Annotated in this window: 24 protein-coding genes and 1 tRNA gene; 10 read left to right on the forward strand and 15 right to left on the reverse strand. The window is 48.6% G+C overall.

The annotated features are described in order from the left end of the window. The 3 genes from VFK44_00035 to VFK44_00045 form a co-directional block, all read right to left on the reverse strand. Positions 1-2,400 (reverse strand): CDP-glycerol glycerophosphotransferase family protein (locus tag VFK44_00035; GenBank protein ID HET7626759.1); only part of this gene is annotated, 2,400 nt, incomplete at its 3' end. A 573-nt stretch (positions 2,401-2,973) separates the two neighbouring features. Beyond that, positions 2,974-3,046, reverse strand: a tRNA-Val gene (locus VFK44_00040). A 73-nt stretch (positions 3,047-3,119) separates the two neighbouring features. Next, entirely contained in the window at positions 3,120-3,674 is a 555-nt protein-coding gene (locus VFK44_00045) for a phosphatidylglycerophosphatase A (GenBank protein ID HET7626760.1), read from the reverse strand. A 235-nt stretch (positions 3,675-3,909) separates the two neighbouring features. On the opposite strand from VFK44_00045, the gene VFK44_00050 reads away from it, so the two are divergent. After that, positions 3,910-4,428: a YjcG family protein gene (locus tag VFK44_00050; GenBank protein HET7626761.1), complete on the forward strand. Its 519-nt coding sequence runs from the start codon at positions 3,910-3,912 to the stop codon at positions 4,426-4,428. Positions 4,429-4,431: 3 nt separating this feature from the next. Further along, positions 4,432-4,863: a GNAT family N-acetyltransferase gene (locus tag VFK44_00055; protein HET7626762.1), complete on the forward strand. Its 432-nt coding sequence runs from the start codon at positions 4,432-4,434 to the stop codon at positions 4,861-4,863. A gap of 314 nt (positions 4,864-5,177) precedes the next feature. Here VFK44_00055 and VFK44_00060 read toward each other — a convergent pair whose 3' ends face one another. The 4 genes from VFK44_00060 to VFK44_00075 all read right to left on the reverse strand — a co-directional run bounded on the left by VFK44_00060 (position 5,178) and on the right by VFK44_00075 (position 8,459). Then, complete coding sequence (locus VFK44_00060; protein ID HET7626763.1) at positions 5,178-5,498, reverse strand: hypothetical protein; 321 nt, start codon at positions 5,496-5,498, stop codon at positions 5,178-5,180. 71 nt (positions 5,499-5,569) lie between these two features. Continuing rightward, on the reverse strand, positions 5,570-6,046 hold the full coding sequence (locus VFK44_00065) for a YhcN/YlaJ family sporulation lipoprotein (GenBank protein HET7626764.1): 477 nt from the start codon (positions 6,044-6,046) through the stop codon (positions 5,570-5,572). 80 nt (positions 6,047-6,126) lie between these two features. Continuing rightward, entirely contained in the window at positions 6,127-7,116 is a 990-nt protein-coding gene (locus VFK44_00070; GenBank protein ID HET7626765.1) for a hypothetical protein, read from the reverse strand. 164 nt (positions 7,117-7,280) lie between these two features. After that, entirely contained in the window at positions 7,281-8,459 is a 1,179-nt protein-coding gene (locus tag VFK44_00075; GenBank protein HET7626766.1) for a hypothetical protein, read from the reverse strand. 249 nt (positions 8,460-8,708) lie between these two features. On the opposite strand from VFK44_00075, the gene VFK44_00080 reads away from it, so the two are divergent. Then, positions 8,709-9,449 carry a hypothetical protein gene (locus VFK44_00080; GenBank protein HET7626767.1) on the forward strand — a complete coding sequence of 247 codons (741 nt, stop codon included), beginning with the start codon at positions 8,709-8,711 and terminating at the stop codon, positions 9,447-9,449. Between the two features lie 45 nt (positions 9,450-9,494). Here VFK44_00080 and VFK44_00085 read toward each other — a convergent pair whose 3' ends face one another. Together VFK44_00085 and VFK44_00090 are read right to left on the reverse strand one after the other, a co-directional pair. Continuing rightward, entirely contained in the window at positions 9,495-9,779 is a 285-nt protein-coding gene (locus VFK44_00085; protein ID HET7626768.1) for a hypothetical protein, read from the reverse strand. A 196-nt stretch (positions 9,780-9,975) separates the two neighbouring features. Beyond that, positions 9,976-10,674 (reverse strand): PIG-L deacetylase family protein, encoded by a 699-nt coding sequence (locus tag VFK44_00090; GenBank protein HET7626769.1) that lies wholly within the window; start codon positions 10,672-10,674, stop codon positions 9,976-9,978. A gap of 193 nt (positions 10,675-10,867) precedes the next feature. Here VFK44_00090 and VFK44_00095 point away from each other — a divergent pair, with 193 nt between their 5' ends. From VFK44_00095 to VFK44_00105, 3 genes are read left to right on the forward strand one after another with little or no spacing between them, the layout of a single operon-like run. Beyond that, positions 10,868-11,941 carry an ATP-grasp domain-containing protein gene (locus VFK44_00095; protein HET7626770.1) on the forward strand — a complete coding sequence of 358 codons (1,074 nt, stop codon included), beginning with the start codon at positions 10,868-10,870 and terminating at the stop codon, positions 11,939-11,941. A gap of 14 nt (positions 11,942-11,955) precedes the next feature. Next, on the forward strand, positions 11,956-12,660 hold the full coding sequence (locus VFK44_00100) for a glycosyltransferase (GenBank protein ID HET7626771.1): 705 nt from the start codon (positions 11,956-11,958) through the stop codon (positions 12,658-12,660). 6 nt (positions 12,661-12,666) lie between these two features. Continuing rightward, positions 12,667-13,356 (forward strand): glycosyltransferase family A protein, encoded by a 690-nt coding sequence (locus VFK44_00105; protein HET7626772.1) that lies wholly within the window; start codon positions 12,667-12,669, stop codon positions 13,354-13,356. Positions 13,357-13,392: 36 nt separating this feature from the next. Here VFK44_00105 and VFK44_00110 read toward each other — a convergent pair whose 3' ends face one another. Both VFK44_00110 and VFK44_00115 read right to left on the reverse strand, forming a co-directional pair. Next, positions 13,393-13,851 carry a low molecular weight protein-tyrosine-phosphatase gene (locus tag VFK44_00110; GenBank protein HET7626773.1) on the reverse strand — a complete coding sequence of 153 codons (459 nt, stop codon included), beginning with the start codon at positions 13,849-13,851 and terminating at the stop codon, positions 13,393-13,395. A 16-nt stretch (positions 13,852-13,867) separates the two neighbouring features. Then, a complete protein-coding gene (locus VFK44_00115; protein HET7626774.1) occupies positions 13,868-14,803 on the reverse strand; it encodes a glycosyltransferase in 936 nt (311 codons plus the stop codon). 214 nt (positions 14,804-15,017) lie between these two features. Here VFK44_00115 and VFK44_00120 point away from each other — a divergent pair, with 214 nt between their 5' ends. The 4 genes from VFK44_00120 to VFK44_00135 all read left to right on the forward strand — a co-directional run bounded on the left by VFK44_00120 (position 15,018) and on the right by VFK44_00135 (position 19,003). Then, positions 15,018-15,392 (forward strand): hypothetical protein, encoded by a 375-nt coding sequence (locus VFK44_00120; GenBank protein ID HET7626775.1) that lies wholly within the window; start codon positions 15,018-15,020, stop codon positions 15,390-15,392. 224 nt (positions 15,393-15,616) lie between these two features. Beyond that, complete coding sequence (locus VFK44_00125) at positions 15,617-16,897, forward strand: UDP-glucose/GDP-mannose dehydrogenase family protein (GenBank protein ID HET7626776.1); 1,281 nt, start codon at positions 15,617-15,619, stop codon at positions 16,895-16,897. After that, positions 16,894-17,850 carry an NAD-dependent epimerase/dehydratase family protein gene (locus tag VFK44_00130; GenBank protein ID HET7626777.1) on the forward strand — a complete coding sequence of 319 codons (957 nt, stop codon included), beginning with the start codon at positions 16,894-16,896 and terminating at the stop codon, positions 17,848-17,850. The genes VFK44_00125 and VFK44_00130 overlap by 4 nt, the downstream gene beginning before the upstream one ends. Position 17,851: 1 nt before the next feature. After that, entirely contained in the window at positions 17,852-19,003 is a 1,152-nt protein-coding gene (locus VFK44_00135) for a glycosyltransferase family 4 protein (protein HET7626778.1), read from the forward strand. A 19-nt stretch (positions 19,004-19,022) separates the two neighbouring features. Here the strand turns inward: VFK44_00135 and VFK44_00140 are convergent, their stop codons facing one another. The 4 genes from VFK44_00140 to VFK44_00155 all read right to left on the reverse strand — a co-directional run. Continuing rightward, positions 19,023-19,229, reverse strand: a complete 207-nt coding sequence (locus VFK44_00140) for a hypothetical protein (protein HET7626779.1) — start codon at positions 19,227-19,229, stop codon at positions 19,023-19,025. Next, positions 19,213-19,446, reverse strand: coding sequence for a hypothetical protein (locus VFK44_00145; protein HET7626780.1), 234 nt, complete (start codon positions 19,444-19,446; stop codon positions 19,213-19,215). The genes VFK44_00140 and VFK44_00145 overlap by 17 nt, the downstream gene beginning before the upstream one ends. A 19-nt stretch (positions 19,447-19,465) precedes the next feature. Further along, the gene (locus VFK44_00150) at positions 19,466-20,536 is read right to left on the reverse strand and encodes a CotS family spore coat protein (protein HET7626781.1); all 1,071 of its coding nucleotides are present in this window, start codon (positions 20,534-20,536) and stop codon (positions 19,466-19,468) included. Further along, a partial coding sequence (locus VFK44_00155) for a glycosyltransferase family 4 protein (protein ID HET7626782.1) occupies positions 20,533-21,244 on the reverse strand: 712 nt, incomplete at its 5' end. The genes VFK44_00155 and VFK44_00150, both read right to left, overlap by 4 nt.

Below are 21,244 nucleotides of genomic sequence, written 5' to 3' on the forward strand. Positions count from 1 at the left end.
TTTGCCGTCGACGGCAAATCTTGCGAATTCGCCTTCAAAAGTATCCGCTTCCTTGCTGATGACAACGATTCGGTTATGGAATTCATCGCTGTCCGCGATGAATTCCGCTCCTTTAACGCCTATGGGAAGCGTATAAATCGGCCATCCTTTTCTCACTTTCGCGATTTTGTCCACCTTGCGTTCACTGATAACCCGATTCGGCAACAGGGTAACCGCATCCGCTTCCAACCAGCCGGCGTGCCGTCCGTTTCGATGGACTTTGTAATAACGCTTGCCGTCATGGTGCGCGGCGCGCGTAATTTCAAGTTCCTCCCCACGCAGCCGGTCATGCGTCTCCACCGCCGCGGCGTTCGGATGATCAAGCAACGAGCAACGAACGCCTCCGAAAGCTCCACTGACGAGTTCGCCCCGAGCTCTGAACGGCTCCGTCGTCCATCCGGCAAATTTTTGATCCGGAATGTCCGCAGGTTTGTCCTCATCATTGGCAAGATTTAAAATCGTCTCCGGATTGATCGAATTCATCACATAGGTGAACTTAGCTTTGTCCGCGTAGCGTGACAGCTTGTCCCGATTCAGTTCCATCGTCCCTTTTGATACGCTGATGAGTTTGTCAAACCGGTCGTAAATCGAAAACAGTCCGTGCAAATTGATCTTATGCGGTTTCTTGCCGTTCACCGTCCGTTCGCTGTCGCTTAACAAATCATTGTGCATGAAACAGAGTTTTCCCCCCGTTTTCGCAGCGACGAGATGCTTTGCCCAATACAAACTGTATCCGCTGAAATCAATAACATAATCAAACTGCGAGTTGCCGAACAACCGCTGATGTTCTCTTTCGTAAGCTTTGTGCGGGTAGAGTTTCTTTTCCAGCCGCCCGTCAACGCCGCGGAAATGGATCCACTTGTCTTGATACTGTTCGCCAAGCCGATAAAGAGGCAAACCCGGCTTGAACAACCAACGGGCGTTCCGATTCACGCGATGAATATTCTTTATGACTTCTTCTTGATGCGGAGTAGCAGTGAAACAGCTGACGTCGTATCGGTTATGGTCAATGTTGTCCATTAAATTGATAAACGACGAGGTGATGCCGTTGTCCCTCATTCCCCCAGCGTAAATTAAAATTTTTTCTTTTCGTTTCTTACGGCACGAGACCGTATGGAGTGGACGATGATTTCCAGTAAACACGTAATCAACGATACGTGCGCACACGTTTCCGTCCTCATTTCGGCAATACTCGTTTCTCATTGCAGCATATCGATCTTCGTATTCGTCTTTGACGTCAGTCAAATTCCTTACCGCTTTCACGAGTTGTTCCGAATGAAAAAGGAGCGGGCCCGGCCATTGGGCATAATCGATCGTATGGCCGCGTTCTTCCAAATATTCTTCAATGTCCGGCACATAAAACAATACCGGCCTTCCAGTGGTGAGAAAATCGAAAAAGATGCTTGAATAGTCGGTAATCAGAACATCGACGGCCGCGAGCAATTCGTTTGCGTCGACGCAGTCGGGGACGAGCTTATCGGCAAACGCTTCGCGTGTAACCGCTTCTTTGTACATAAACGGATGCACTTTCAACAACAAGTTGTAAGCATCGCCGATTTCCTTCTGCAAATGGTTCACATCTGCCATTAACCGGCGCAGGTCGGCTTTCACTCCAAAGCGGTCATCCCTCTTCCAAGTCGGAGCATACAAAATCGTCGGTTTCCGCTTTTCGAGAGTCACTCCGTTCATCATTAAGGAATGAAGCACTTGGCCGCGGTCCGCATTGAGTGTTAGATCGATCCGCGGATACCCTTCTTCGATAATCTCTCCTTCGTACAACCCATTCAGCTTATAACTGTCCGTATACATTTTCGTCGTATGCCGGTTTGGGCTTAACAAATAATCGGCACTCAAAAAATTGCGGACGACATTTTGAGAAAGGGCCGGATTCCCGGGGATGTCAAAGCCCATTTGCTTTAAGGGCGTCCCGTGCCACGTGTTCATGTAGATTTGTTCCTTTTTCGGAATAAAATAAGAAGGAAAGGTTGAATTGTTGATCAAATAGCGGCAACCCGCGAGGCATTTCAAATAACGCTTGGTATGTCTTTTCACAAATTTCACATTCGGGTGGCGGCCGTATTCCGCGATCGCCTCGGGCAGCCGATCGGGATCGTTCACCGACCAATAATGCATCAAATGATCATAGCCGGGTTGATGCAACAAATATCGAAAAATCGCATAAGGATTGCCCGTGACGCTGTTTCCGTCCCGAGATTCATATAACACCGCATTTTCATCCACGTTAATGTTCTCATAGTACGCGGCGAATCGGCACACGCGTGTATGTGTCGGCTTTAGCATCCGGTCCATGAGCGGCTTTCCCGCCATCCTCAACCCTTTTCGCAACACGTTCTTGTTCACTGAAATGATCCCCTTCGCATATGGTTTCCGAACAGAAAAAGGGAGCCGAACCATTGTCTGTTCGCTCCCTTTCATTCATTAACCATTGCGCCGGTTTTTATTCAAATATCGATACCGCTTGCGCCGTTGCCTCATCGACATTTCGTTAGCAAAAAGGTTTGCAAGTGAGTGGGTTTTTCTTTATGTTAATCGAATTCAACTCGTGATAAGCAAACGGGCAAGTATGTTTTCTCTTTCAACCCAGAAAAAAGAAGAGCCGAATCCCGAGATTCTGCATCCATTCTTTAGGAAACGCTAAGGATTCAGGAGTGAGTGCCTTGTTGGAATCTGTATTAAATCCGGTCTTACTGGCTTAAGCCAGAGATCAGCTTGGCCCAGGAAGTTATGAACGTTCTGATGATCGTAAGGTTCTTATCCAACTGACCACGTGTGTTGGGCCACTGACATTACGTGGGCCGCGGCCTCGAAAAAGCAAAGAGGAAAAACATTAAAATGTTAGCAAATGACTCAAAACGAAAAAACGCGGCTCCTCGGAACTTCCGAGAAACCGCGTGATCACTGGGTTTGTGATGATGACCCAAGCAGGGCTCGAACCTGCGACCTCTACCCTGTCAAGGTAGCGCTCTCCCAGCTGAGCTATTGGGTCCCGGGTAATTTTCAAAGACATTTACTACTATATCCGACCCGGGACACCTTGTCAATACATTAATTTCGTTCGATTATCCGATTCGTTCTTCTTCATCGCGTTTCTTAATTTCATCCAAATGGAGACGCTCTTCCCGGTCGCGCAAACGGTGAGCAAGACGGCTCGAGGCATTCGAAGCAATGCTGCCAACGAGATCGTCCAAAAACGTGTGCACTTTATCGCCTTTTTTCGTGTCGAGTTTCTCGATGATGCCTACTTTTTGTTTGTCAAGATGGCCGTACGTCGTAACGGCGATGCTGCCGTATCCGAAAACCGCGCCGATCGCAAGCGTCTCATCGCACCCGAATAAGCCTTCGTCAGTTTCGACGATCGATTGCAGCGGCTCTGAAAGTTTTCCTTGTTCCGCCAATTTATCCAATTCTATGCCGACTAACAAGGCATGCTGGATTTCCCTTTTGCCGAGTACGGCATTGACGCTTTCGATGCAATCATCCATTGTCAAATCCGGAGCGTAAGGCGACTGCATCATATGAACGATCTCTGCGATGTCTTCGACGTTTACTCCACGTTCTTGCAAAAGCGATCTGGCCGCTTTTTCAACTTCTCTGCTGTTAACCCTTTGGTTCATTGCAAAAAAACTCCTTCCTGCCGCTAACCGACACGTAAAAAGGTTCCGCTGTTTCATTATAACATTTCCCGACATTCCGTGATCCCGTTTCAAGGCGAAAATCCATTTGTGTGAACGGTTGAAATTTTTGCTATAATGGGTGTAAGTTCGATGGTTCGTGCTTTGTTCAACAAGTAAGGTTACGGTCATTCATTCCTTGCTATAGTTTTATTCCAATATACGGGAGGACAGCGTTATGAAATACGGGATTGCGATCTTTCCATCAAAGAAACTTCAAGACATGGCGAACGCATTAAGAAAGCGGTATGACCCGCATTATGCCCTTATTCCGCCGCACATCACGATCAAAAGCGCGTTTGAAATCGATAACGAAGCCGAAATTGCCGAAATCGTTGGCGAAATCAATGAAATTGCGAAAACGATTCAACCGTTTTCGTTGCATGTGTATAAAGTCGGCTCCTTTCATCCCGTGAACAACGTCATTTATTTTGGCGTGAAACCGACGAGCAGCCTTACTGAACTGCACGATAAATTGAACGAAGGCAAGTTGAAACGGGAAGAGCCTTACAACTTCGTTCCCCATATTACGATCGCGCAAGGGCTGTCGGATGACGAACATGCCGACGTGTACGGAAGTTTGAAATTGCGCAACATGAACCACGAAGAGACGATTGATCGTTTCCAATTGTTATACCAGCTTGAAAATGAATCTTGGACGGTTTACGAAACTTTCCATTTAGGAAGGGAAGATTGATTCGTGCTCGTGAAACAAGTGACGAACGAAAAAGAATACAGCGATGCCGTCGAGGTTCGCCGTAAAGTCTTCATCGAAGAACAGCGCGTCCCGGAGGAGTTGGAATTGGACGAATTCGAGGACAGCGCTGTTCATTTCGTCGCATACGAAGACGGCGTACCAGTTGGGGCCGGCCGATTTCGGCAAGTCGATCGCTGCGGAAAAGTCGAACGGATTTGCGTGCTCGCTTCGCACCGAAAAAAAGGGTTCGGCGAAGCGGTAATGAAAGCAATCGAAACGTATGCGTCGGCCGAACGCTTGGACGGGCTAAAGTTGAATGCCCAAACCCAAGCCGCATCGTTTTACGAACGGCTTGGATACGTGAAGACATCCGATGAGGTGTTTCTCGACGCGGGCATTCCCCATCTGGCGATGAAAAAGCTCTTATCCCCGTGAGCCGGTACCGAGCAACCGGCTCGTCTTTTTTTCATATCCGCAAGTCTATTGCATTCCCTTTTCCGCTCATTGCTGCGAAAACTTGATTTTTCTGTTCCGATTTCATGGAAAGATTTTTGTCCGCATAAATTTTTGTAACAGCGGAAACGGACGGCCACCGATCAAATGGAATGCGATTTTGATATTGAATGGTTTCAATGGGCATATACGGCAACACATACCCCATTCCATTCACCTCCATACAGATTATTACCCTTATTTCGCGGCGGTGAAACGACGATGAAACCGCAAAAAAGAGCAACCTTTCGGCTGCCCTAAAACCACCAACCGCGACGATCTTGGCGATTCTCTTCCTCGCGGTCGTCACCGTCGTCTTTCTCTTTCTCGTTCTCATCGTCATCGGCTTTCTGTTCGTGTTCCTCTTCTTCGTTACGGTTATCCTGCGGCATTCCGAACGGACGAAGCGGAAACCCCCAAGGATCGCGTTCCACTTGGTCTTCCCGTCCGCGGTTGTGCTCTTCCCCGCGTTCGCCGGCCCGTCTCCGATCCTCGTCTTGAACAATGACTTCATCGGCTTTTATGATTAGTTTATCGACATGAATCACTCTCGGTTTACGCCTGTTATGTTGCGCCAAGAGAATCCCTCCTACAAAATATGGTTCATTGCCATCCTATGCAGAAGCGGATTCGAACGTATAGGCAGCTTTTACATTTTTTGCTCTTTCATAAATCGGGCAATCCGTTTCAGCTTCTTGTCGAATTGCTTTTGGCTTACTTCATGGGTTTGCAGGTTCGCCTCCAACTCGGACACTTCCATGTAAACTTTCTTGTCGGAAGAAACTTCCACTTTCATGTTTGGATATCGGTGGGCGATCGATTTCTTGACCTGTTCGACAATTTGCTGAGCATTGAACTGCTGCATCGTTTTCAGCTGAATTGCCACCATCAGCTGTGTTTTCGAATTGACCGCATGAACCTCGGTAACCGCATCCCGATCCATGATTTGCTTGCGTACTCGTTCGGATTTCGATTGATCCACGGGCTGTTCGGCATGTCGATTTTCCTGCATTTGTTGAAGCCGCGCTTGGCTTTTGCCGTCATTGCCGTTTTGTTGACCGCACGCGCCCGTAAAGACGGTGATCGTCGTCAAGACGATAAAGATCCTGGTAAAATGTGCTTTCATATCGATCCTTCCGTTTCTGTGTAAGTTTAAGTATACCTAGTAGAATGGATGTTTTGATCGATATTATTCGCACCTGCCGCTTACATCGTAATTAAAATTTGATTCACCGCCTGCTCCTTAAAATTTTCCTCCGGGAAATAAATGAAAGCCTCAATGACGATCTTCTCATCGAAATGATTTTTTATCGGGATTTGAAAGTCGTTGAGAGCGATCGTTTCCCCGGGTTTCAACGAAAGATCAGCGTATGGGCGTATCCAAATTTCGCCTCTTTCCTTCGCCTCTTTCGTCCATTCATCCTCCCAAAAAACCCAAGGCGAAGAAGCAGCGGTCGCTGCCGATTGTCTGTCCGCTTGCTCGATCGACAACACCTTTCCTTTCAACCCTGCCATGTCCGCCGGATAAAAACGAAAACATACGAGCGGCGTGCCTAAGGACGCTTCCCCGGTGTTGGCCAGATGAAAATGGCCGCGAATCATCGCCTCTTTTTCATCTTTTACAACAATTCCGTAATCAAAATAGCCGATCACCTTTTTCGCCATGCTCGAAGGCTGCTTTCGATTTTGCGGCGGCACGTTGGCGGTTCTCGACGATTTGAACAAACGTTTTTCTAAATGCTCCGCTCGCGTTTTGTATTGATGGAGAAGGTTTTCTTTTTCATTCAATTCCTTCTGGGCATCCGCCAGCAAATTTTCGAACTGCGCGATCCGTTGTTCATGGTCTTCGCTTTCCTGTCTTTCCTCCAGCTGGTCGATCCTTTTTTTCAATTGCTTGATCTGTTCTTCTTTTTCCTCGAGCTGACGGGTCAACTGATCCGCTTTTTCCGACGCTTGCTTTTTCACTTCGTACGCTCGTTTCAGTTGTGCGAATTCCTCCTGAAGCTCGTTCCACTTTTCGTCGCTTTGCCGTCTCTCTTCCTTCTCCTTGTGCAATTGTTCCAATGCTTGTTCAAGCTCGCGAATTCTTTCTTCGGCAAAAACCGCGGATTGTTCGAGTTCCAATGCTTTTTGCTTATAAAAATCCGTTCGCGAAACGAGACGCGAGTAACTCAATTTCTCGGTGTTCCTTCGCATCGTTCATTCCTCCTTTTCGATCGAGAGCTTATCTTGGGCTTCCATTCGTATCTTATGTAGGATGCCCAGGTAACTCAACTTGTTCGACCTTATTTTCTGACGTCCGATTCATTGATTGATGGCAAAAAAAAAGAGTGAGAATCGTTTCTCACTCTGATGCATGTTTAAGGACGACGCTTATATTTGATTTCTTCAAACGTACGGCAATCGTCGACTTCGAGCGATCCTTCCGTGACTTGAACCGGTCCCGAATCAAAGACGGTTTCGCCGTTTCGGTCGTTGATCAATTCAATTTGAAATTTCGACTGCCTCCCGTTGTCAACCAATGCCAAGTTGAAATCGAGCGATTTTCCGCGGTTCGTTTCACCGGTTCCGCTGATCGTCAACTTCGTTCCGTGACGATCCTTCGAACATTTCAACGTATCTTGATCAAAGCTTGTCGCCTGAAAATCGAAGTTGTTTTGGCCGTCTTCTGTGTCGGTATCGTGGAACGTGAATGCAAGTGAACTGTTGTTCAAGCTGCAATTCGGACAAATGTCCACGTCAATGCCGGCCTCACCGCGTTCTGTCGCTTCCGTGCCAGTATTCCCGCTTGCTTGGCCTTGCGCGGAACAATCGCAATTCGGTCGAGGAAAAATGTCCGGGCATTGCTTCGGAAATTCAACAGTCGGACACTGTTCGATCGTTTCTGGTGCCGTTAAATTGTTTTCGCGCGGGGAACAGAATTTCGCGAGCACTTCCAGCTTCACTTCGGCTTCCACTTGGATATCGACGCAAAACGTCACTTCCAACGTGAAAGATGACGGGCACGGAGCGTTTAACAATACCGTGCCCGAAGGAACACGAGTCACGATGCGGGTAATGTTGCACATTAATTCGGTGCCGTCCGGATAGCAAAGCACGAAAGAATCAAAGATGGATACATTCGCGCTGATGTCCGCCACTTCGCATCCGTGCCGATCAACAACAAGTGTGCGTACGTCCGCGGTAAACAGAAGATCGACCAATTGGGCGTCGACATATTGACCGCTTAATGGTACCGTTACGTCCCTTTTTTCTCCGACCTGTTCGCAAAGCACCTCATTGTTGTCATGATGCTTTCTGCACAGGGAAAACAACGGAGGAATATACGGGGTTTCGGTTACGATGCGCAATGGGCGGCGGCTCGGATCCGCCATGGCTTCTTCGATGCGTCTCATTTGTTCATCGTTGAAGCGAATATTTTTACTGACCGTCAATGTATCAGTTACCCAATCGTAAACTTTCGGTACGCGAATACATTCTTCATTAAGGCTGTTGACAGCCATGGATGGATTGTGATGATTGGAATGTGAGTAACCCATTAACATACCTTCCTTTCCCTACATGATAGGTTGATTCCCTACATACTATGGAAGTAAGCGAAACGATGTAACGAGGGTAACCGCCTATTTTCACGAACGATCCTTTGCTTATGCCAAGCTCTTGGAACAACATGCTGTCGAGGCATTTATCTATTAACTGATTTGCGGCGGCTGCGTCGGTCCGCTTCTTAACCGACTTAATATACGTTCTTATTTGGAAGACAAAGAATCAGGGAGGATGAAGGATGGATGGCAAAAGACATGAACGGTAAGCACCGAAAACTCGCCTTGATCGCTCCGTACTGGGGATTAAACTATGTAAAAGAAACGAATCGACTCGTTCAAGCGTTTCACGGTGAAACCGTTACCGTAAAAGGGCTGAGCGAATCAGCGGCCTCAACATATAAAAAGTTGATCCGTCATACCGGTCTTTCGCTTAAAAACGAAACCGGTCGGCGGCCCTTTGATTTCCAGGTGGAACTGCGGCAAAACCTTCCGGCACCGATTTTGCTGCGTAAAGATGCGTTGAAGTTTTACCTGAAACCTTTGCGGAAACATACGGACAACGTACAAATTTGGGTGCATAAAAGGGTTTGGCTTCCGTCGCGCCGCCCTCCGGTTTCGATTGTATTTCATGAGCGGGAACAAGCGAACGTGCCTGAATGGCTTACGTATTTGACGATTCAATATTTTTCCCGGCAAGTGTTGAAACCGCTCGATTCCCTGACGTTTTCCGAATACCGCGCAATGGTCGACGATCATTTGCAACCGCTGAACGAACCCTTTGCCGACGTGCAACGATCCGAATCATCCGATCCGCTCGCCGATTGGCCGGAAACGCCTCCGTTCCGATCTCTCCCCGCTCATCGACCAGCACAACGGTTGCTCCACAACAATGATCGCCCGTTTGAACCCAACCGAATCGATCCTTTTCGGCAACAACAAACCGAACGATCGAAACGGACGATCCGTCCGTTCAAAAATCCGTAAGCAAAAGGGCCGCCCGCAGGTTCGGCCCTTTTCGCAAACGATCCGCTAATAAAAGAAAGGTCCGTACGGCCGGTAGAACGCGATCGATCCGAGCGCAACCCCGAACAATCCTCCGAGAAAGCCGCCGGCGAAAGAACCGCCGAAACCGCCCCATAAAAAGGTGCCCCTCGCAGGCGGTCCGCCCGGTCCGTCATCAAGAATCGGTCTTATATAAACATGGGTGCGGTCACAATGATCTACCACACCGCGATGCACTTCACCGCCGTGACAAGTAATTTCCACCGGTTTTCCGGCCAAGCCTTGAAATTCTTGGTAAAGCCTGTGTGACATCTTGCTTCCTCCTAACCAAGCGTAAATGAAAAATGGTATGCCTTGTCGTAATTGCGGCTCCCTTTCAATCTATGACAGCTTGACAAATTAGCAAGGGACAAACATGGAAATCGCGACATTTAACAAGGGACAAATTCGTATGAGACTATCGATTCCGACCTATGCTTCCTGAAGCCGTATGCCGCAATTGATTCAGTTAACCATGCAAACGGCGGATTTCAAAAGCTTCCGCGAAGTCGCTGTAGATCGACTGTCCTCTGAATTTCGCCTTGACTTTTAAAAACTCCGGGTTCGTAGGATGACGTACAGAGCCGGTTTGCGTTCCGTAAGCTTTTAACGCTTCCGCTTTCTTCCGGGTCTCCTCTTCTGTCAACGGAACAAAAAAATTAGGTTGAAAGCTAAACTCACCGTCCGTTTCGTAAACAATGAGCGAACCGTTCCAAAAATAAGGTCGAGCAGCCGTTAAGACCGCTTCATGGACAGCTGTATGATCCTGATGTTTCGTCTTCGTAGGGAGATAGATAACGGTAGGCTGAAATTGCTCGATTTCCCGTTCGATCTTCGACACCAACTCGATTTTCGGCAGAGCATCTAATTTGCCGTGATAGTGAACCGACTTTGTTTCGGAATACAAAATACGGACATCCTGGATTCCGATGAGTTGATGAGAGTGTTCCAATTCATTTCGCCGAACCGATCCTTCGTACGTCTCGTATTGTTTTTTTTCCTTGTCGTATTTAGGGTAGTTTCCGTACACAAAAGAAGCGATCACCACGCGTACCGCGCTTTCGTTCTGTAAATATTTTTGAATCACTCCCCCGCATCCGATGATCTCGTCATCCGCATGCGGAGCCATGATCAACACTCGTTGATTTTCATATTTCATCGGTTTCATTTCACACCTCCAACGCATTTCCGATTCTTTCTTCTATTGTAAGCGCTGACGAGGAGGACTGCGACGGCGCGAGCGGATGGTTCATGCGAAATAGGTGGTCAAGCCGATGATGAACACCCGAACGCCGGCAACGGATCGACATAAATTGAATTTGAGAAACAAATTTTAAAGCACTCGTTTGGGGAGTTAGACGATGAATCGAACATTAACTCTATTAATTACCGGAGTCGGTTCGCCCGGTGCCCCCGGCGTCATTAAATCGTTGCGTTCGGTGCAAGACCGGCGCTTCAAGCTCGTCGGGATCGACATGAGTCCGAACCATGCAGCAAAGCAGATGGTCGATCAATTTGCGATTGGACCGAAAGCTGCCGATGCCGATTTTGTTGAAAAAACACTCGAGCTATGCGCGGATGAAAAGGTGGATGTCGTTCTGCCGATGGTCACTGCAGAACTGCTTGTCTTTGCAAAAAACAAACAACGATTTTCCGAAATTGGAACGACGGTCTCGGTTTCCGATGAAAAACGGTTGAAGCCGGTCATCCATAAAGGGCAACTGTTTGAAACGCTGAAGCGGAAAGGAATTCAAGTTCCTGAACATGTTCGCGTCCATTCTCCCGCGCAGTTGCGCCGAGCTTTTCAGGATTTAGGGTATCCGAACCGGCCGGTTTGCTTTAAACCCGTCATTTCCGACGGAAGCCGCGGTTTCCACGTTATCGATCCCGAAATCGACAACTCCCGGCTCCTCTTTTATGAAAAACCGACTTCCGTCTATGTTGATTTCGAACACCTTTTTGAGGTGGTACGGGATGATGCGGCGATTCCAGAACTGTTGGCGATGGAATATTTGCCGAATGAAGAATACAGTGTCGATCTTTTGGCAAACCACGGCAAGGTGCTCGTTGCGGTACCGCGATTGCGGGAAGAGACGGCTGCAGGCATTTCCGTGAAAGGAACAGTCGTACAGGAACCCGATATCATTGCTTATGCCACAACCATTACGGAGCAACTCGGATTGCATGGGAACATCGGCATACAAATACGCAGAGACAAAGACCATCACCCGAAAATACTCGAAATCAACCCGCGTATCCAAGGAACCATCGTTCACTGCACGGCAGCAGGAGTGAATTTGCCTTATCTCGCCGTCAAACAGGCGCTCGGCCATCCGATCGGACAAGATGAATTGAACGTGCGCTGGGGAGTCCGCATGGCAAGATATTGGGAAGAAACGTATTTCGACGAAAACGATCGCCCGGTCGACTTTTAAAGGAGGCGTGTCCATTGGAAGGGATTTCTGTTATCACGTGTACGATGAGACCTGGACAAATCGACGCCATTCTCAATAATTACAGCCGGCAACGGATGCACGAGAAAGAACTGATCGTCGTGCTGAACAATGACGAAATCGATCTTACTGAATGGAAACAACGAGCGGCAGCGTATCCTCAAGTTTCCGTGTACAAACTTCCGGAAAAAACAACCTTAGGCCATTGTTTAAATTTTGCCGTCCGGAAAACAAATCATGCCGTACTCGCAAAAATGGATGACGACGACTATTATGCGCCTAACTATTTGCGTCAAGCGATGGAGGCGCTGGAAAGAACCGGAGCAGCCATTGTCGGTAAAATGTCCGTCGTCACTTATTTTGAAGGGTACGATCTTTTGGCGATCCGTAAACCGGGACATGAACACGAATTTCTCGAGGACGTCGATTTCGGAAAGACGCATGTCGGCGGCGGCACGATGGTTTGGCGGAAAAACCGCTCGCTTGGATTTCGCAACTTCAATCTCGGGGAAGATGTCGTCTTCCAAAAAGAATGCATGCGGAAAAGATTTCCTATTTATTCGACCGATATGAAAAACTATGTAAGTATTCGAAGAACCGACAAAAGTTCTCATACTTGGCAAGGCCAAGACGAGCCAATATTAAACGAATGCAAACTCATCGGGCGCGGGATCGATTACAAAACCTATGTTGAGGGGTAGATAACTTTGGAAGGGGTTTCTGTCATTCTTTGTACGATGAGACAAGATCAAATCGACAATGTTTTCGAAAACTTTGCCAGGCAACGATTTGGGCCGAAAGAATTAATCGTCGTCTTGAACCGTGACGATATGGACTTGAGACAATGGCGAGAGAAAGCGCGCAATTATGAAGGAGCTTCCGTTTACAAACAATCGGAAAAAAAACCGTTAGGAGCCTGTCTCAATTTTGCCGTGCAAAGAGCAAAGTACTCTTACATTGCCAAATTCGATGATGACGACTATTATGGTCCGGGTTACTTGGATCAAGCCGTTGACGCGCTGCGCACCACAGACGCTCCGGTCGTCGGAAAAGGCGGCTGGACCACTTATTTTGAAGGAAGAAGCTTGCTAGCCGTATACAAGCCGTATAATCAAAATGTCTATTTAGGATTCGTCGGCGGCGGAACAATAGTGTTTGAGAAAAACATCTTTTCCGAAGTGAAGTTTCCGCTCGTCACGCACGGGGAAGATTGGATGTTTCTTGAAAAATGCCAAGAGAAATTTAAAATTTATTCGACCGACAAAAACCATTACGTTTCAATCCGGCGGCAAGACTCAGACTCGCATACTTGGAATGTCAACGACGAATATATCCTGAACGAATGCGAAATCATCGGCCACACCGACGATTACAAGTCTTTCGTCGATGTCGATTAACCGTAAAGGAGACCTCGGAGAGGTCTCCTTTCATCGTTACTCATTTTTCACATACGTCAGCAAGCCGCGGCACCCGGCTTCGATCCATTCGAATGCTTCCGCGAATTTTCCGGTGTGAAAAGGATCAGGAACGCCGTCGTAGTCATTGCCCGAGATAAATTCGGTCAACAAATAGACGTTCTTTCCGTCCCCGCCGGGTAATGGTTTCAGCGATTCACGGTTTTTCTCGTCCATCGCGACGATCCAATCGAAGTCGTTCAAGTCTTCAGGCGTTACCGGTCTTGAAACGATTCCTTCCCATGAAATCCCGTGATCCGCTAATACTTTTTGCGTCCCTTCATGCGGCGCTTTCCCCTTATGCCAGTCTCTGATTCCCGCAGAGTCGACACGGATTTCCGATTCGAGCCCTTCTTGTTTCAACAAATCACGAAAAATCGCTTCCGCCATGGGCGAACGGCAAATATTTCCGAGGCAGACAAACAAAACGGTATTCATCGCGCATCCCCTTCAATCAATTTTTTTGTTCAATCCGTCTTTCGATTTGATCAATTACCTGCTGTGCTCTTCGATTCGTTGAATGGTTTTCCATCACCATCTTATGTCCATTGGCAGTGATTCGCCTTCGTTCCTCTTCATGGTCTAAATAATAGACAGCCTTATCGTAAAAGTTGTTCCGCTCTACGGAGACAAACGTTTCGCCGTCGACAAATCCGAGATCCGCAAGTTCCTTTGAACCCGGCGCCAACAACAACGTGTTGCAGGCTAACACTTCAAAATATTTCATGACCGGGTGACGAAATTTCGTGCCGCACGTCAAAAAGATCTTCGCGCGATTGATCTGTCTCGCGTAATTGTCGGCAATGAACGAGCCTGGTTCAATTTCTTTTTCATGCCGATGTCCCGGGTGCGGATGAAACACGAAACCGTTCATACCGGAGAATGTTTGTTTCATGGCCGATCTCAGCGGATAAAGCCTTCGGTCGACGGCCCCCATCATCAACCAGTCGATGTCTTTATCCTGTTCATAATCTTTGTATACGGCCGTGTTCGCATGATGAGGCAGCCAGATCATACGGTCGGCTAATTGCGGGTACCACTTTATAAAAGAGTCGCGGTAATGCGGGAAGAAATAGTCAATCCGTTGTTCGGTGACAAACCGTTTTCGTTGTTGACGCTGAATGAACAAATCGTGAAAAATCATCCATTTCGGAATCGAAACGCTGTTTAACCCGTATATGTTTGGACATAACGGCGGGGCGAAACAGTCATTCAACAAAATGAAATCCGGTTCGTCATCGATCCGCGAAAGAATGTCGCTCATGTGCCCGTCTTCTGTCCATACCGTCACTGAACAATACTGTTTCATCGCTTCGGCCAAATAATGGCTGCTTTTTTCCATCTGGTCTGATTGATCGCTCGTCAAAAATAAAAGATGGATTGTATTCACCCCTCTCCCTCGATGGGATTTAAAATCATCAATAGTGTATGCACAGCGTCGATTCAACGAGAAAATGCGAGGATGCACAAGTATAGTTGTCCGCCTGATTTCCCGCTGTTTGGTCAAGTACACAATCCGTAAAAGGCATTGAATAATACGTTAAAGTAACCTGATAAAATCACGAATCAGGTACATGTATCTTATTCCAAGGAGGGCATCGTTCATGAGCAGCCTTTTTCAAGACAGTTGTTGCGGATCGGACGATCAGCGCAACAAAACGAAATGCAAAGGTTGTATTTGCGAATTGTTAAATCAACTCGCCAATCAAAAAGTTAGCGACCTTTGTTCGCTCGGCGAACGGCAAACGTTTCTAATCAAGCAGAAAGGAACCTCTACGCCCGTTTCGTTGGACGGAACCGGAACGCCGACAGAATTTCAATTAGAAAGATTCGATCCGGAAACTTGCTGTGCGGTATTCTCGTTCGAGGAAATGACAGGAGGTTCTCCCGTACGGACAGAACGGAGAACGTTCATCGAAGATTGCCGCAGCATTGCCGGCATTGTATGTTTAGGAACGGACAACGACCGTTCCAGATAAAGACACCTGTAAATCGAGAAGCTGTGAACAAGAGTAACAGTTTTTCGCATCGGTTCAAATCGGCGACAAAAGCATCGATTTGAACCGAATCAGGCCGCGAACAAGAGTAGCGGCCTTTTTTTTATGTCCGCGTTCGAGACACGCGCTCAATTTTGTCATCCATGGTCGTTTGTCCACGCGAACCCCCCCGCCCCGTCCATAAGATATCGGAAGAGGTGGTGGAAATGAACGTTTGTATTATCGGTGCCGGATACGTCGGATTAACGACCGGCGTGATCTTGTCCGAATTCGGGCACGACGTTTGTTGTGCCGACATAGATCTTAACAAAATCAAACGGTTGAAAGCACAAGAAGTGCCGTTTTACGAGCCCGGTCTCGAAGAAAAACTGAAACGGCAAGTTTCGAGCGGGCATTTGCGATTCAGTACGGACGTCGAAGAATGCATTAAAGGAAACGACATCGTCATGATTGCCGTCGGCACTCCTCCCGAAACGGGCGGTCGCCCGAACCTAAAGGCGTTCGACGAGGTCGTCCGCACGCTTGCGCGTTCGATCGCTTCCTACAAACTTATCATCATCAAAAGCACGGTCCCTCCCGGTACGAATGAAAACACGAAATTTGCTTTAATTAATGCCGGGGTGAAAGGCGAATGGTTCGACGTCGTCTCCAATCCGGAATTTTTACGGGAAGGCAGCGCCGTGGAGGACACCTTGCATCCGCATAAAATTGTCGTCGGCACGAGCGATCCGAAGACGGTCGGAAAGGTGCGCCAGCTGTATAAAAACGGAGAAGCTCCTTACATCGTCACGACGCCGGAAAGCGCCGAATTGATCAAGTACGCGTCAAACGCGTTTTTGGCGACGAAATTATCGTTCATCAACGAGATCGCGCGCATTTGTGAAGCGTATCACGCCGATATCGACGACATCGCCGAAGGTCTTGCAGCCGATCCGCGTATTGGCCCGCATTTTTTAAAAGCCGGACTCGGCTTCGGAGGTTCCTGTCTTCCGAAAGATTTGACGGCACTCGAGTATGCCGCGCTTCGAAAACAAGTCGTCCCGTCTTTGCTGCATGCAGTGAAAACGGTAAACGATACGCAAATCGACGTATACGAAAAGAAACTCCAACAATGGCTCGCGGATGCTCAAAACAAGCAAGTTACCGTGTGGGGATTAACGTTTAAGGCAAACACGGACGATGTTCGCCATTCTCCCGCACATGCACTGATCGAACGTCTCCTACAGAAGCAGTTCACGATTCATACGTATGATCCGATGGCCGTCTCTTCCGAACTTGACTGTACTCGTTACGACAACCGTTATCAAGCGCTCGACGGGTCGGATGCCTTGGTAGTCGCCACCGATTGGCCTGAATTTCGCGAAACCGATTGGCGGGAAGTAAAACGCCGCTTGCGGGGAACCGTTGTTCTCGATGCGCGCAATGGATTGAACGCAGCGGATGTTCGTGACAGCGGTCTCGTTTACGCGGGGGTGGGGAAACGATGAACAAAATCGTTGTAACCGGAGCGGCCGGATTCATCGGGTCGCATTTGTGCGAACATTTGCTGTCGGATGACAGCAACGTCGTTGTCGGCGTGGACGGTTTCGTCGGTGAAACCCCTCCGTCATTGAAAAAACGAAATTTGAAAAAACTGTTAACCGAACCGCGCTTTACGTTCGTCAAAGTGAATTTGTTGAATGCCGACTGGCCTTCGATTTTGCGTGAGGTTGACGTCGTTTTCCATCTCGCAGGCATCCCCGGCGTACGTTCCAGCTGGGGAAACGAGTTTCGTCCTTACGTCGACCATAACATTTTGGCAACGCAACAGTTGTTGGAGGCGTGCCGCGCGATTCGGTTGAAAAAATTCATTTACGCATCTACATCGTCGGTGTACGGGGAAACTTCGGGCGTTACTGCGGAAGATCACGTGACAGCGCCGCTTTCGCCGTACGGGGTGAGCAAACGGACAGGGGAACACTTGTGTGAGGTGTATCGCAAAGCTTTCAGCGTGCCGACGCTCACGCTTCGTTACTTTACCGTATACGGTCCGCGTCAGCGCCCGGACATGGCGTTTCACTTGTTCATTCGAAAACTGTTTCAAAACGAAGAAATTCCCGTATTTGGCGACGGTTCGCAAACCCGCGATTTCACATACGTCTCCGACTGTGTGAAAGGTACCGCGGCTGCAATGAAAACCGACGAGCAAAGTTGCGGGGAAATTATAAACATCGGCGGAGCCGAGCGTGCTTCCGTGTTGGAAGTGATCAAGAAACTGGAAACGATCACCGGCAAGAAAGCGAACCTCAGCTTTCGAGAGCAGCAGCGAGGAGAACCGATGCATACAAGTGCAGACATTGAAAAAGCGCAGCGTTTGCTCGGTTACCGGCCGAACGTATCGTTGGACGTCGGACTTGCGAAAGAAGTAAACGACCTTGCGGAATTGTATGGGGGGACATAACGTGAACATTGCATTCATCTGTACGGAAAGTCTTCCTTCGCCGGCGATCCGCGGCGGGGCGATTCAAACGATGATCGACGGCGTTGCCCCGTATTTGACTAACAACCATGACTTGACGATTTTCTCCGTCAGCGATCCCGCCCTAGCGGACGAAGACAGACGCGAGGGTATTCGATACATTCGTGTGCGAAGGGACACCTTCACATCCGACATTTGCGAACATTTGTCGGCGAATTCGTTCGATTTGATTCATGTTTTTAATCGACCGGCGCATGCAGCCGAATATAAAGCTGCTTCTCCGGGCAGTTGCATCGTACTCGGCATGCATAACGAAATGCTTCATGAGAAAAAAATTTCCGAGCCGAACGGCCGGCGCGCCGTCGAAACCAGTGACGGAATTGCCGCCATCAGTCATTATATTAAAAAAACGATTGTTCGCCGCTTTCCAAGCGCGGAGCGGAAGATTGACGTTGTTTACTCCGGCGTCGATCTTGCCCAATACCCGCCGGTTTGGTCGGATGAGGGTTTGCGCATTCGCGCGGAAGCCCGTTCCAAATTTGGATTGACCGCTAACAAAGTCTTATTGTTTGCGGGGAGACTAAGCAAAAACAAAGGCGTCGACAAACTCATTCGCGCGATGCCTGCCATTTTGCGGAAACATCCGGACGCGGTGCTTGTCGTCGCCGGTGGAAAATGGTTCAGCGACAACTCGAAAACCGATTACATTCGTTCGCTTCACCGTCTTGCCGAGCCGTTAAAGGAGCGGGTGATCTTCACCGAATACGTGCCGCAGGAGAACATGCCGGAACTGTTTCTCGCCGCCGATGTGTTCGTATGCACATCGCAATGGCCCGAACCTCTTGCGCGCGTCCATTACGAAGCGATGGCCGCGGGTACTCCGGTAATCACGACAAATCGCGGAGGAAACGGCGAAGCCGTTTTGCACGAACAAAACGGCTTACTGATCGACGCCTATGACCGGCCGGCCGCTTTCGTTTCGCCCGTCCATCGGATACTGAAGGAACGCTCTTTCGCCCGTTGGATGGCGAAAAACGGCCGAACCATGGTGGAACTCAACTTTCAATTCTCCCATACGGCTGAACGACTTGAGAGACTTTATCGGCGCGTAACCAAAAACGAGCCGGGGGAATGAATCCCCCGGCTCGTTTTGTTTATTCACAGTGATGATCCTGATCTTTTTCTTTTTCTTTCTTTTTTTCTTTTTCGACTTTAACGACCCATTCGCCGTCCTCTCTTTCCAGTTCGAACTCGATTTCATCGCCGCAAGTCGTCTCCACTTCCACTTCGATGCTTTCGATCTCATGTTCCTCTAACTGTTCAGCAATTTTTTTCAACCAATCGTCATGACGATGTCCCATTATCCTTCTCCCTTTCTTTTTGTAGTCGATGAATCATTTTTTCATATTCCTTTGCCGTCCATCCCATCGGCCCCGGCGGATGAAACCGGTACCTGTCAAGGTCTACTTGTTTAATGCCACTGTCCTTCGAAGGCGCTCGGGATGAACGGACACGATCGATTTTACTTCCGAACCGGCGGTCTTCGACGCGCTGCGGGTTCGTTTTGTCGTCCGACATCTTCTCATCTCCCCCTTCATCATCGGACAGCCGTGGAATCGTGGGTCTTCACGTTTTCATAAATCTCCTCGAAATCGTTCAAAATCGCCGTTTTCGATTGTTCTACGGCAATTACATTTTGCAAAGCGAGCAAAAATTTATCATCGTTCCACGCTTTTTTCTCGCGCAAATAATAGTTTTGCGCGATGGAAGCAAACAAGTGCGGAAATTGCAAATCCGTCCGCAATACACGAAACTCATCCTTATCCAGCGGACGTACCTTATCGTAGGCTCGCAGCATTTGAACACACAGCTCGCGGTCCCAAACGGAAAATTTCTTCATCACTTTGTCGAGCATCACCCGAATGTCACGCGTCGGCATATCTCTATTGACTGAACGCAGTTCTTTCATAAACGCTCGCCCGTCTTTCATCGTCAACCTGGCAAGGGTGAAATCTTGCTCGCAAAACATGCCGCTTTCAACGAATTTCTCCGTTTGTTCCTGAAAGTAAGGAGCGTCAAGCGCTTCAAACGCCGCCTTACCGCGTTTGATCATTTCCTCCGCATGCTGCATGAACAATCGCGAAAACGGATCGTTCCCAAAATGCCGAGCAATCGTTTGGAATCCTTGCAGCTGTTGAATTTTCCAGCGGTATAATTTTTCCCATTTGCCGAGACGCCGCCTCCGTTTCGCTCCCTCAGGCTTTTCATAACCTGCCGATTTTTCGTGAAACGCAGCTTTGAACGCCATCGCTTTTTGCAAATGGTCCGGATCGTAATAATTAAGCGGATCGCCTGTATGCCGCTCATACATCACAAAGCTGCCGCCTGCTTCTTTACCGTCAACGCACAAGTCGCCTTCGCTCGTTCTCGCCAGTTTCGCGATCGGCAGCCCGTTGTCGTGCAAATGTTGATGGGCACCGGCAATGAACAACATTTTCTCGAACGCTCGCGGTTCTTTTTTTAAAATCCAACGGTCTTCTCCGCTGTTGACCATCCACTGCATGCGTTCCCGCCGCTGCGAGACAAGCCACAACGTATCCGGAACGACCCCATACTGTTTCAAAATCTCTCTCACATGTTCATCGGTTAAGCTTCTCCTCTCCATCATTGCCGCCCCCCCTTTCCCGCAGACGCGCCTTCGTAAAGGACTAACAAATTTTGTGCGACGCTTTCCCAGCCATTGTGTTTTTCCGCGTATTTGCGTCCTTTTCGGCCCATTTGTTCCCTCAATGGTCCGTCATCCAACAAAACGTTGATCTTCTCGGCATAAGCGTCCGGATTCGTATAATCGTCGATCACATATCCGTTATCCCCTTCTTCAATCACTTCGCTGTTTCCGCCCCGGTTCGTTGTAATGATCGGAAGTCCCGCTGCCATTGCTTCATAATGAACCCTCGCAAGCGGTTCTTGCCATTGGGACGTGCATACGAACACATCAGACATCGTGTACAGTTTGTGAATGTCCGACGGCTTAACGAACTTAATAAACCGGACATGTTCGGGATACAAAGCCGCGAGTGTGTATAAAAATTTCACGTATTTGTTCACGGCGTTGTCGCCAAACCATTTCGACCCGACGAAAACGAGAACAGCATCAGGATGCTTGTTCACCACTTCCGGGATGGCTTGAAGCAGCAAATGCGGTCCTTTCACCTTGCTGAGCCTGCCGACGAACAAAATTACTTTCCGTCCTTCAAGATTGAGTTCACGGCGCATCTCCTCACGTATGTGCCGCCCATTCTCGCTCCACAACGGCTCAAACGTGTGCAACGCTACTCCTGAACGGACCGTCGTCACTTTGCCGGCCGACTGCGGG

The sequence above is a fragment of the Bacillales bacterium genome (genome assembly GCA_035700025.1).
Classification (GTDB): Bacteria; Bacillota; Bacilli; order Bacillales; family DASSOY01; genus DASSOY01.